Raw genomic sequence first — 12959 nt, 5'->3', positions numbered from 1 at the left:
GATGACGCGGCGCCTGACGCGTCCATCGAAAGGAAACCGACATGCACATTTCCACGCTTGCGCTCACCCCGCTGATCTCGCTGATCGCCGGCGTGCTGATCCTGGTGATGCCGCGGCTCCTCAACTACATCGTCGCCCTCTATCTGATCGTCGTCGGACTGCTCGGACTGTTCCCGCATCTGGCCGGCTGAAACCACGAAATCCTCAACCTTCGACGACAGGCCGGCGACAGGCCCAGGTCGCCGGCTTTCAACATTCCTTTGAGGCTGTTGTCGCTGGCTGTGCGGCAATAGCGCCATTGCTCTTGGCCCGGCTTTTCGCTATGTGCCTCAAAGATGTCTTCGAAGGGGTATTCCTATGGCTGATCACACGCCGACCGGTCCTGTCGAACTGGGCGCGAAGATGGACTATGCGGAGCACGATCGCACCTATCACGGCTTTCTGGCACTGGCCAAATACGGCTCGCTGTTCTGCGGCGCCCTGCTCCTGGCCATGGCTTTCGGCTTCTTTGCAGGCGGCTTCTTCTCGGCGACCATCCTGTTCGTGCTGATCCTGGCCGCCGGCGCCTTCATTCTCCGATAGACTTTCAGACCCTTCGTCCGACGCCGCTGGACATCCGGCCGGTGACTTGCGCGAACAGGTTCCAGCCGAAAGGATCATGCGGTGGGACAGACGGTTTTTATCCCTCGTGAGCTCGACGCCAACGAGCCGCGCGTTGCCGCTTCGCCCGATACGGTGAAGCGGCTGGCAGCGTTGGGCCTCGACGTTACCGTCGAGACCGGCGCCGGGACCAGGTCGCGCATTCCCGACGAGGAATTTGCCAAGGCAGGTGCTGCGATCGGCAAGGCTGCGGATGCCGGCAAGGCAGATGTGGTGCTGAAGGTGCGGCGACCGACGGATGCCGAGCTGAAGGGCTACAAATCGGGTGCGGCGGTCATCGCCATCATGGATCCCTACGGCAACGATGCTGCGGTCGCGGCCCTTGCCAAGGCCGGCGTCACCGCCTTCTCGATGGAATTCATGCCGCGCATCACCCGCGCCCAGTCGATGGACGTTCTGTCCTCGCAAGCCAATCTCGCCGGCTACCAGGCAGTGATCGACGGCGCATCGGAATATGACCGGGCGCTGCCGATGATGATGACGGCCGCCGGCACGGTGCCGGCAGCCAAGATCTTTATCATGGGTGTCGGCGTTGCCGGCCTGCAGGCGATCGCCACCGCGCGCCGCCTCGGAGCGGTCGTCACCGCTACCGACGTTCGTCCCGCCGCCAAGGAACAGGTCGCCTCGCTCGGCGCAAAGTTCCTCGCCGTCGAGGACGAGGAGTTCAAGGCGGCCGAGACTGCCGGCGGCTACGCCAAGGAAATGTCGAAGGAATATCAGGCCAAGCAGGCTGCGCTCACCGCTGAGCATATCGCCAAGCAGGACATCGTTATCACCACGGCGCTGATCCCCGGCCGTCCGGCGCCGAAGCTGGTGTCGGCGGCGATGGTCGCCTCGATGAAGCCGGGTTCGGTGCTCGTCGACCTTGCCGTCGAGCGCGGCGGCAATGTCGAAGGTGCCGTGCCAGGGCAGGTGGTCACCACGGCCAACAATGTGAAGATCGTCGGACACCTCAATGTGCCCGGCCGCGTCGCTGCGTCGGCCTCGCTGCTTTACGCCCGCAACCTGTTCGCTTTCGTGGAAACACTGGTCGACAAGACGACCAAGACGCTCGCCATCAACCGCGACGACGATCTGGTCAAGGCGACGATGCTGACCGACGGCGGCAAGATTGTGCATCCGGCCTTCGCCAAGGCGGCGGAACAGCCCCGTGTCGAACCGGCGGCCATCCCGGCCACGACCATGGTCGCTGATGCCGCGCCGAAGAAGGCTGCACCGAAAAAGGCGTCCGACAAAGCCACTGCCGGCAAGTCCGCCGCCAAGCCGAAGGGGACTGCGTGATGGACCAGAGCTTGCAGAAAGCCCTCGATCAACTCGATCAGGCCTCCGCCGCCGTCCGGCTCGCGGTGCACAACATGGCGACCGCGCCCGGTGGTGCCGATGCGGCGGGTGATGCCGCGCATGCGCTGTCCGGCGGCGCCATCGATCCCTTCGTCTTCCGCTTCGCCATCTTCATCCTGGCGATCTTCGTCGGCTATTACGTCGTCTGGTCGGTGACACCAGCCCTTCACACGCCGCTGATGGCGGTCACCAACGCCATCTCCTCGGTCATCGTGGTCGGTGCGCTGCTGGCCGTCGGCATCTCGGCCTCGGGCATTGCCACCGGCTTCGGCTTCGTCGCGCTGATGCTGGTTTCGGTCAACATCTTCGGCGGCTTTCTCGTCACCCAGCGCATGCTGGCGATGTACAAGAAGAAGGACAAGTAGAGCGCCATGAACGCCAACTTTGCGTCCTTCCTTTATCTGGTCTCCGGCGTCCTGTTCATCATGGCGTTGCGTGGCCTGTCGCATCCGACCACCAGCCGCCAGGGCAATCTCTACGGCATGATCGGCATGGGTATCGCCATCGCCACCACGCTGGCGCTGGCCGTTCCTTCGGCCGGCGGCTTCGGCCTGATCGTGCTTGGCCTGGCCATTGGTGGCGGCGTTGGCGCCGTCACCGCGCGCCGCATTGCCATGACTTCGATGCCGCAGTTGGTCGCCGCCTTCCATTCGCTGGTCGGCCTCGCAGCCGTGATGGTGGCGGCTGCCGCTATCTACGCGCCGGAAAGTTTTGGCATCGGCACCAACGGCGACATCCACGCCCAGGCGCTGATCGAGATGAGCCTTGGCGTTGCCATCGGCGCCATCACCTTCACCGGCTCGGTCATCGCCTTCCTCAAGCTCGACGGCCGCATGTCCGGCAAGCCGATCATGATCGGCGGCCGCCACTTCATCAACGCCGCACTCGGCATCGCGCTGATCGTGCTGATCGTGCTGCTCGTCACCACCGAGGCCAAGCTGGTGTTCTGGCTGATCGTCGCGGCATCGCTGTTGCTCGGCGTGCTGCTCATCATCCCGATCGGCGGCGCCGACATGCCGGTGGTCGTCTCGATGCTGAACTCCTATTCCGGCTGGGCCGCGGCCGCGCTCGGCTTCACGCTCGGCAATCTGGCGCTGATCATCACCGGCGCACTGGTCGGCTCGTCCGGCGCGATCCTGTCCTACATCATGTGCAAGGGCATGAACCGAAGCTTCATCTCGGTCATCCTCGGCGGCTTTGGCGGCGAGACCGCGGCAGCCGCCGATGACGGCATCGAGCGCACGGTCAAACAGGGCTCGGCCGACGATGCCGCCTACCTCATGATGAACGCACAGAAGGTCATCATCGTGCCGGGCTACGGCATGGCGGTCGCCCAGGCGCAGCATGCGCTACGCGAAATGGCCGACAAGCTGAAGGCCAATGGCGTCGATGTGAAATACGCCATCCACCCGGTCGCCGGCCGCATGCCCGGCCACATGAACGTGCTGCTCGCCGAGGCCAACGTGCCCTATGACGAAGTGTTCGAGCTTGAGGACATCAATTCCGAGTTCGCTCAGGCCGATGTCGCCTATGTCATCGGCGCCAATGACGTCACCAACCCTTCGGCCCGTGACGACAAGTCGTCGCCAATCTACGGCATGCCGATCCTCGACGTCGACAAGGCCCGCACCTGCCTGTTCGTGAAGCGCTCGCTCGGCTCCGGCTATGCCGGCATCGACAACACGCTGTTCTACAAGGACGGCACCATGATGCTGCTCGGCGACGCCAAGAAGATGACCGAAGAGATCGTCAAGGCGATGGATCACTGATCCGGCGAGCGCCGCAACCCACAGGAAACGCCCGGCTCCATGTCGGGCTTTTTCTTGGCCAGACGGCGGTTTCAGCGTTACGATGATGCCTTCCCGTCCTGTCGGCGGGATTACCGTCAACGGAGACGTTGGTGCCCAAAGCTGTCGCATCGCCGGCTTCCAAACAAGCCTCGCACAAGCCCAGCCAGGCGGTGGTGGTCGTGCATGGCATGGGCGAGCAGCGGCCGATGGATACGCTGCGGGGCTTTGTTCAGGCGGTCTGGAGCGGCGACCCGACCCGCGCTCCGCCTTATGCCCAGATCCCTGATCCCGACAATCCCAGCGCTACGATCAACCAGAGCTGGATCACGCCCGACAGCCGGACCAAGTCGCATGAGCTGCGCCGTATCACCACGCCTTACGATGTCGATGGCCGCCGCACCGATTTCTACGAACTCTATTGGGCCGACATCACGCAAGGCACGACGCGCGGGCGGCTGGCTGCTTGGGTGACGAACCTGTTGTGGCGCAAGCCCGCCGACATCCCGCCCGACGCTCGCAAGCTCTATCTTGTGACGCTTTTGATCGTCATCCTCATTCTCGGCGCAGCGCTGGTGCTGGCGCTGTCGGCCTCCTTGACCACCAGCCTGGTGGTCACCGCTCTCGCCTCTTTTGTCATCTGGGCAGTGGACCAGTTCGCCCTTCCCTATTTCGGCGACGTCGCCGCCTATGTGCGCGCCGAAGCGGCTACGGTCGAGAAGCGCGCGCTGATCCGCAGCCGTGGCCTGACGCTGCTTAGGCGCCTGATGATGGACAACAGCTATGACCGGATCGTGCTGGTCTCGCATAGCCTGGGATCAATCATCGCCTATGATCTACTGCAGATCTTGTGGGCCGAGTTCCGGCCGCGAAGGCTGGAAGCGGTCCGCGACAAGGCCAAACTGGAGGCGGTCGAGGCTATCGACAAAGCAACGCTCGGTTCCGATGGCTCAGCGTGGCCAGCGAATATCAACGACCTTGCTGGATTTCGACGCGGGCAGTGGGAGTTCTATCGGCAGCTCCGAACCAAAGACGCCGACCATCCACTGCCGTGGAAGATCAGCGATTTCGTCACGCTTGGCAGTCCGCTGTCCCACAGCGAATTCCTGGTGACGTACAATCTCGCCGAATTCCGGCGCGGCCTTGCCGAGCGGCTGTTCTCGGCCTGTCCGCCGATTGCCGACGGCGGGGATGCCGGCGGCACCGTGCTTTATCAGGAAGGGCACAGCCCCGCAGGCAAAGCGCAGCGCGCTGTGCATCATGGCGCGGTGTTCGCGGCAACGCGCTGGACCAACGTCTTCGATCGCGGCAATGGCTGGGCGACAGGCGATCCGATTTCGGGACCGATGACGGAAAATTTCGGCCCCGGCGTCGAGAACATCCAGGTCGAGCTGCGCAGCGCGCTCGGCCGCGTCTTCACCCACACGCTCTATTGGTCATTGACGGCAACCGGCGACGAGGTCGCCCCGTCGGCGGGCACCGCGCCGCGCTCGCACCTGCAAGTGCTGCGCGACGCTGTCGATCTCGGCCGCAAGTTGGAGCCGAGTTGAGCGGCGGTGTCGAGAACGGTTCACCGCAGGCGCTGAAGATTGGCCGGAGCCTCACCCACGAAGCGATGGGCGCCCGTCCTCAAATGTCCAGATTGGCCACCGACAATGCGTTGTCCTGGATGAATTCGCGCCGCGGTTCGACCTCGTCGCCCATCAGCCGCGAGAACAGCGAGTCCGCGTCGGTGGCGTCGTTGACCTTGACCTGCAGCAGCGAGCGCACATTCGGGTCGAGCGTGGTTTCCCACAGCTGCTCGGCGTTCATCTCGCCAAGGCCCTTGTAGCGCTGCATGGTCAGGCCTTTGCGGCCGGTCGCAAACACCGCGTTGAGCAGCGCCAGCGGCCCCGAAATGGTTTCGGCGACATCCTTGCGGCGCAGCACCGGCGGCTCGCCATAGACCTCTGTGAGGCGCGGAGCATAGCGGTCGAGCTGGCGCGCATCGGCCGAATTGACCAGCCCGGCATCGATCTGCGCGAATTCCTTGACGCTGCGCACCGTGCGCTCGAACACATAGCCGCCGACACCTTCATTGGAGGTCGACAGGCGGCCCGTCCAGCCGCGCTCGGTGTCCTCGGCGATGATGTCGAGGCGCTGGGCGACGCGTTCGGCCATGGCGTTGGCGCGGCCGAGGTCGTTCAGCACGTCGGCGTTGAGCGCGCCGGCGATCGCCGCCTGCTCGACCACGCCCCTGTTGTAGCGCGTGTGCAGCCCGTTGATGAGTTGGCGCACCGCCAGCGCATCGTCGATGGAGCCGCGCAGATCCTGTCCGGCCCGCGCCTCGCCCGACGCGAGCGTCAGTGACGCCTCTTCCAGTCCGGAGCCGATCAGGAACTCCTCGAAGGCGCTTTCGTCTTTGATGTACTGCGAGCTTTTTCCGCGCGTCACTTTGTAGAGCGGCGGCTGGGCGATGTAGAGATGGCCTCGCTCGATCAGCTCCGGCATCTGCCGGAAGAAGAAGGTGAGCAGCAAGGTCCTGATATGGGCGCCGTCGACGTCGGCGTCGGTCATCAGGATGATCTTGTGGTAGCGCAGTTTGTCGGCGTTGAACTCGTCCTTGCCGATCGAGGTGCCGAGCGCGGTGATCAGCGTGCCGATCATCTCGGAGCCGAGCATGCGGTCGAAGCGGGCGCGCTCGACATTGAGGATCTTGCCGCGCAAAGGCAGGATCGCCTGGTTCTGCCGCGAACGGCCGCCCTTGGCCGAGCCGCCGGCCGAGTCACCCTCGACGATGAAGATTTCGGATTTCGCCGGGTCGCGCTCCTGGCAGTCGGCCAGCTTGCCGGGCAGCGAGGTGACGCCGAGCGAGCTTTTGCGGGTGATGTCGCGCGCCTTGCGCGCGGCCTCGCGCGCCGCGGCCGCCTGGATCACCTTGTCGATGACCACCTTGCCTTCGCTAGGGTGTTCTTCCAGCCAGGTGCCGAGCGCCTCGTTGACCAGGCCTTCGACCACAGGTCGGACTTCTGAGGAAACGAGCTTGTCCTTGGTCTGCGAGGAGAATTTTGGGTCGGGAACCTTGACCGAAAGCACCGCCGTCAGGCCTTCGCGGCAATCGTCGCCGATCAGCGCCACCTTTTCCTTCTTGGTCAGACCCGACGACTCGCCATAGCCGGTGATCTGGCGCGTCAGCGCGCCGCGGAAACCGGCCAGATGGGTGCCGCCATCGCGCTGCGGGATGTTGTTGGTGAAGGCCAGCACGTTCTCGTGGTAGCTGTCGTTCCACCACATCGCCACTTCGACGGTGATGCCGTCGCGCTCTGCCTTGATGGCGATCGGCTTGTCGATCAGCGGTTTCTTGACGCGGTCGAGATATTTGACGAACTCCTCCAGGCCGCCATCATAGTGCAACTCGTGGCGCACGACGTCAGCATGGCGGGCATCGGTCAAAACGATGCGCACACCCGAATTCAGGAAGGCGAGTTCGCGCAGCCGGTGCTCCAGCGTGCCGAAATCGAACTCGACCATGGTGAAGGTCTCGGACGACGGAAAGAAGGTGATCTCGGAGCCGCTGCGCCCTTCATAGGTGCCGGGTTGCTTGTCCTGCTCGTAGCTGCCAGTGGCTTTCAGCGGCGCATCGGAATTGCCATGCGTGAAGCTCATTTCGAAAATCTGGCCGTTGCGGCGGATTTTCAGCTTCAGCCAGGCCGACAGCGCATTGACCACCGACACACCGACGCCGTGCAGGCCGCCCGACACCTTGTAGGAATTCTGGTCGAATTTGCCGCCGGCATGCAGCTGCGTCATGATCACTTCGGCAGCTGAAATGCCTTCGCCGGTGTGGATATCGGTCGGAATGCCGCGGCCATTGTCGATAACGGTGACTGAACCGTCGGGATTGAGCGTCACCGTCACCAGGTCGGCGTGGCCGGCCAGCGCCTCGTCGATGGCGTTGTCGACCACCTCATAGACCATGTGATGCAGGCCCGAGCCGTCATCGGTGTCGCCGATATACATGCCCGGCCGTTTGCGGACAGCGTCCAACCCCTTCAAAACCTTGATGGAATCGGCGCCGTATTCGGCTTCGACGCCGTTGGTGTTCTCGGTCTGGTCGCTCATGAAAACCTATCGTCTGGATGCCGTTTGTACAGCGCGAAAAATCGGCCCCGAATCGCGCCTCTAATATGGCTTAGATATAGGCGCTAAAGGCGGTTTTTCCAAGGTTTGCGGGGATTTCGGGACCGAATCCCCAGCTGGCAGCCGGCTATTTTTTCCGGGCGTTGGAATGAGCCAGAAGGTTGCGCAGATACTTGATCATGAATTTGTCTCCGGGCGCCAGCCGTCCCGTACGGTCAAGGTCCTGCGTCAGCTTCAGCGCCTTGGTCAGCGCCGCCTTCGGATCGCTCGCCACATAGGCATAGGCGACGTAGGCGCGCGCCAGATCGATTTGCCAGACCGCATTGTCCGGATCGGACTGGGCCAATTTCTGGGCAATGGCGAGGCTGGCCTCGAAGGCCGCCTTGGAACCCTCAAAATGACGCCGGTCGGTTTCGAGATAGCCGATCTTCTGCAGCGTGATTGACATATCGCGTTGCCAGTTCGAATTGGCGGGATCGAGCTTGGCCAGCCGGTCGGCTATAGCAAGACTGTCGTGATAGTTTTGCAGAGCAGCGTTGGCATCGCCCTGCTCTCTAAGCACCTCGGCGACCTGTTCGAGACACACCGACAGGTCGCGCTGCCAGTCCGTGTTGCCGGGGTCGATGGCGGTAAGGTCGCGCGCCGTGGCCAGCGCCTGCTGGAAGGACTCCAGCGCGGGCGGCCAATCCTTCTGGTCGCTGTAAGCTTTGCCGATCTTGGCGTAACCAACCGACAGGTCGCGCTTCAAATCGGTGTCGTTTGGGTCGTGGTGCACCAGCGCTTCGGCGATCTCCTGGCTCTTGTTGTAGGCGTCGAGCGCGCCGGCAGCGTCGCCACGCTCGCGCAGAACGTCGCCGATCCTGGTGTAGCTGACGGAGACGGCGCGCTGGTGCTTTGGTTCATCAGGGTTGTTCTGCGCCAGCGCCAGCCGAATTCTCAGGCTCTCTTCGAATGCCGTCTGGGCGCCATCCAGCTGGCCGGCGGTGCGGGCAAGGTCGCCGATTTCGTCATAGGTAATGGTCAGGTCGCGCAGGAGATAGACGCTGTTCGGCTCCGCGTCGGCCAATTGCTGCTTGATCGACAGGCTTTGCTGATAGGCTTGGGCCGCCGCACCCACGTCGCCTTGCGTCGCCAGCACATTGCCGATCTTGTCGTTCGCCATGGCCAGATCGCCGAGCCAGTCTTTTTTGTCCGGAACCCCTGCGGTCAGATCCTGCAGCATATCCCTGGCCGCCTCATAGTTTTGCAGGGAGGCCGGCAGGTCGCCTTGCGCCATCTTGATGTTGGCAAACTTGATATGGCCGATGGCGAGATCGCGTTTGACGCTTGGATCGGTTTCCTGACGCGACCGCTGCTCGAGATTGGCCAGCAGTGCCGCAAAGGCGCGACCAGCTGCTTCGACATTTCCGACCGTCGTGTAGAGGATGCCGAGTTCCTCCAGCGTGCGGCTCTGGCGGTCCGCCTGCTCCAGGCTGAACGAGGTCTGCCCGGCCTCGCCGTAGAGCGACAGCACCGTTTCATAGTCCTTGATGGCGGTAGCATAGTCGAGCCCGGCGCGCGCCGCGCCGCCTGACAGAAACCGCGTCGCGGCCTCGGAAAGGGTGCGGCTGACGAATTTGGACTTCAATGTGTTGCGCGAGACGTTGTCGATGTCGGCGGCCTTGGCAAGGATCGCGCGTGCGCCATCGAAGGCGCCGAGCGACAACTGCTCTTCGGCCTGTCGGCGCAGCTCCGTCACCGCCGGATCGTCGGCGGCCAAGGTCTTCATATCGTTGCGCACCTTGACGAAGGCGTCAGCAGCCTCGCGCAATTTGGCGTCCAGGCTTGCCCCAGAGAGGTGGCTGGTGTCGGTGCTGATCAGCGCGCCATAAAGCGGCGCCAGCGGCATGTCGGCGTCGCTGGCGACCCGCTCGACCGCGCCGCGCATCTCGGGCGTCACATCGGCCATGGCGAGCAACAGCCGCTCGCGCTCCGGCAATTGCTCCTTGGCCGCCGAGGCGAAGAACAGCTTCGGTAAGCCGTTCTCGACATAGGGCAATTGCTTGCCACGGCTGAGGTCGTAGACCTCCTGCTGCACCAGCGTCAGCACCGAGCGGATTTCGAGCCCGTCGGTGCCGAGATATTTGGTCAGCGCTGCGGTAAAAGGCGAATTCGCGCCGGTTCCGTCGGCCGCGGTCTCACCCGGTGCCGCCGAAAAGGCGAACAGAATGTTTTCCGCCTTGCCGACGCGTCCGAGGCCCGGCTTGACCTGATCCACCAGATCCTTGATCAGCGATGTCGCGCCGCGTCCTTCGCCGCCGCCGCCCGTGAACGGATCGCTGCGGCAGGCGTCGAGCACGATCAGCCCGACCTTTGCCGTGTCGGCAACCGCGTCGCGCACTTCCTCCAGCGGCAGGCTGGTCTTCTCCAACTGGTCGAGCGAGGAGGCGTCGGCATCGACCGGCAACAGCCGGTTGTCGCCGGAGATCTCGACGCCATGGCCAGAAAAATACACCAGCGCCACATCGGCGCCCTTGGCATCCTCGCGAAAATCGTCAAGCGCGCGGCGCATGCGCCTGAGATCCCTGTTGGTTTCGAGAACCACCTCGAAGCCAAGCTTCTTCAGCGCCGTTTCCATCGCTTCGCCATCATTGACCGGATTGGAGAGCGGTCGCACCAGACGGTAGTCGTCCTCGGCGATGACCAACGCCACGCGCCGCTCCGCCGCAGCGATAGCTGTCGTCGCAAGCATCAGCAGCAAGGCAACCAAAAAACGCAAGTCGAACCGCCCCCGGCTCAATCGTTTGCCGACCATTTCACCGGTTTGTGGCAAGGGCAAGTCTGAGTACAAGCGGGTGCTCTCGCACGCATGCGCCCTGCATTTTATCCAGACAGCCGAAACAATCTCGATTTCATGCGGCATAGGGAATTAAAGATCAGATATCATTCCGCCGATATATCATTTTTTTGCACTACATATGTTCTCCTTAGCTAAATTAAGAAACGATCTAAGTTTATCATCACTCATGTCTGGCGCAATCTGCTCAAAAGGAATTCTAGTATACGTATATTCAAAACACGGTTTTAGAAAATATAATGTTCTTGCTGCATATGTAGCAATAGCGACTTTGTCGCCCCCATATCTCCCCTCATTTGCTGTGGCAATGGTACCTATTAGCTCCATAGAAATTTTCATTCTTGCAGAATTACTAAAAGTTTTTGCATAAAGATCAACAATTTTATTGCTGCTATCAATTTTGTTTCCGGTGGCAAAATCCAATATGAGGTCTTGCAGGCTAATTTCGGTCGATTGGTCATCTGACAAACAGATCCCGTCGGCGAACTCGCCAGTATCCTCGGCTGCTTTAACGTTCATTAGTTTGTTGTACAAAATAGGATTATTAGCAAAACCTATTCGTATTCCAGGGGCCAATTCCTGAGCGAGATTCTCATCGTCGCCGGTATCGAAAACCAAGTTGAACGGGTCATTTTTATAAAACCTGGTTAGATCGACCCGCCTGCCCGTCATTGCGCGTATGTCTCTCGCATATTGCTGCGCAGTGCCGCAGTCGGGTTCCGCAAAAAGCAACACTCGCCACTTCCCGAGTGTAAGATCTTCAACTGGGCCGGCTATTTTCGGTCTCTCCACGTATGGTGGCTCTGGCGTCTGCGGCGGTGGTGCAACCCTCTTCGGTCTGAATTCGGGAGCGGCGAATAAGGCCAAGCGGACTATGTTTCCAAACGTCAGATCGTAGTCGTCGCGCTGGTTGGCGATGTTGGTAACGACCAGGCCTAAATACAGGAGAAGCGCCAACGTCAGCATCACGACCCCGAGCCGCTTTCTCCACGGACGATGTGGCGGCGGGTCAACCGCAACCGCACCTTTTTCCGTCACGGCTTTGGGGGCAGTTTCCTCGCCCGCCCGCTCCCCGACATTCGTGATCCGCCCCTGCTGGGAAGCTCCGCTCGCGTCCTTTGCTGCGTCCGCATCGTCACCGACGCTAGCTTTGGGCTCCTCGGTCGGCGGCACGGCCTGCTGGCTCCGCGCTTGACCGGCGTCTAGGGCAGCCTTCAATTTCTCCCTGAGTTCAAAATCCCGTTCCTTGCCTTGCGGGTCGTCCGCATTGAGACGACCGTCGAAGGCAGTCTGAACAAGTCCGGCCTGATAGGCATCCTTTCCGCAAAGAACCTTTGTCAGCTGATCGATGGCGAAGTTGCGCTCGGTGAGGTTCTGGCTGACCAACTGGTCGAGCAGACGCTGATCCAGCGGCTTGCGCACATTCGGATTGCTGCACAGAACCAGAGTGTCGCTCTGGTTGAATACGGTCAGCTCAGGGGTCGTTTCCACACCGCCGCGATTTCGGTGTTCGCGAATGTAGTCGTGGATGTCAGAGACCGTGATGTCCTTGCTGTCGGGAGCTGCATTCCCCGTGGAAATCGCATCGACGATCAGGCCGGTGTAGATCGACTTCGCGGCCTTGGTTTCCGGATCGATCTCCTCGAACGCGCTTTGCCCCGATTGTGACGCCGCCAGTATGTAGGTGCCGGTGCCCACCGGCAGAAAACTGTCGCGTACCAGACCAGCGTCATAGGCAGCGCTGCGCGCGCGCAAGGTTCCGTCTTCGAAAACGGCACCGGCATGACAGCAATCGAGGATCAGCACTTTGCGCCGGGACGCCGATTTGGACATTTCATCGAGGATGAACTGAGCCGGCAGAGCGGTGGCGTTCAGCCGCTTGATCTGGGTCTTTCTGACCGCCAGGTAGAGCCTGCCGTTATTGTCCCGCACGCCATGCCCGGCAAAATAGAGCAGCAGCAGATCGTTCTTTTTGGCGTCGGCGAAAAGATTGCTGATCGCCAGCCTGAAATCGTCGGCGCTGATGTCGAGTTGCGGCGGGGCGACATCGAACCCGCCGATCGCGGGGTTGGACAGCAGCGCGCCAAGTTTCTCGATATCAGTCCTGGGAGCCAGGAGCGGCGTGATGGCCGGATCGACATAAGCACTGTTGCCGACCAGCAGCGCTTTGCGGCTGGCGCGCGCGTCGTCTGCTTTTGCGCTCTGGCTCATGCGTC

General features: G+C 62.0%; 9 protein-coding genes. 6 read left to right on the top strand and 3 right to left on the bottom strand.

Going from position 1 to position 12959, the window contains the following annotated elements; genetic code table 11:
* Positions 1 to 41: 41 nt before the first annotated feature.
* From AC1D1B_RS02385 to AC1D1B_RS02360, 6 genes are all read left to right on the top strand, one after another.
* Positions 42 to 191 carry a DUF3096 domain-containing protein gene (locus AC1D1B_RS02385; protein ID WP_477259552.1) on the top strand — a complete coding sequence of 50 codons (150 nt, stop codon included), beginning with the start codon at positions 42 to 44 and terminating at the stop codon, positions 189 to 191.
* Between the two features lie 166 nt (positions 192 to 357).
* On the top strand, positions 358 to 582 hold the full coding sequence (locus AC1D1B_RS02380) for an aa3-type cytochrome c oxidase subunit IV (RefSeq protein ID WP_477329102.1): 225 nt from the start codon (positions 358 to 360) through the stop codon (positions 580 to 582).
* An 81-nt stretch (positions 583 to 663) separates the two neighbouring features.
* Entirely contained in the window at positions 664 to 1941 is a 1278-nt protein-coding gene (locus tag AC1D1B_RS02375; protein WP_477329101.1) for a Re/Si-specific NAD(P)(+) transhydrogenase subunit alpha, read from the top strand.
* The gene (locus AC1D1B_RS02370; protein ID WP_477329100.1) at positions 1941 to 2366 is read left to right on the top strand and encodes a proton-translocating transhydrogenase family protein; all 426 of its coding nucleotides are present in this window, start codon (positions 1941 to 1943) and stop codon (positions 2364 to 2366) included. The genes AC1D1B_RS02375 and AC1D1B_RS02370 overlap by 1 nt, the downstream gene beginning before the upstream one ends.
* A gap of 6 nt (positions 2367 to 2372) precedes the next feature.
* Positions 2373 to 3770: an NAD(P)(+) transhydrogenase (Re/Si-specific) subunit beta gene (locus AC1D1B_RS02365; RefSeq protein WP_477329099.1), complete on the top strand. Its 1398-nt coding sequence runs from the start codon at positions 2373 to 2375 to the stop codon at positions 3768 to 3770.
* Between the two features lie 131 nt (positions 3771 to 3901).
* Entirely contained in the window at positions 3902 to 5338 is a 1437-nt protein-coding gene (locus AC1D1B_RS02360; RefSeq protein WP_477329098.1) for a hypothetical protein, read from the top strand.
* Positions 5339 to 5417: 79 nt separating this feature from the next.
* Here AC1D1B_RS02360 and gyrB read toward each other — a convergent pair whose 3' ends face one another.
* From gyrB to AC1D1B_RS02345, 3 genes are all read right to left on the bottom strand, one after another.
* Positions 5418 to 7889 carry a DNA topoisomerase (ATP-hydrolyzing) subunit B gene (gene gyrB / locus AC1D1B_RS02355; protein WP_477329097.1) on the bottom strand — a complete coding sequence of 824 codons (2472 nt, stop codon included), beginning with the start codon at positions 7887 to 7889 and terminating at the stop codon, positions 5418 to 5420.
* Positions 7890 to 8034: 145 nt separating this feature from the next.
* A complete protein-coding gene (locus AC1D1B_RS02350) occupies positions 8035 to 10665 on the bottom strand; it encodes a caspase family protein (RefSeq protein WP_477329096.1) in 2631 nt (876 codons plus the stop codon).
* Between the two features lie 180 nt (positions 10666 to 10845).
* On the bottom strand, positions 10846 to 12954 hold the full coding sequence (locus AC1D1B_RS02345; protein ID WP_477329095.1) for a caspase family protein: 2109 nt from the start codon (positions 12952 to 12954) through the stop codon (positions 10846 to 10848).
* Positions 12955 to 12959: the final 5 nt, after the last annotated feature.

This window comes from Mesorhizobium sp. P2_C5_2 (genome assembly GCF_056404535.1).
Note: the sequence above shows the minus strand (reverse complement) of the source record. Positions and strands in the feature narration are given on the sequence as shown.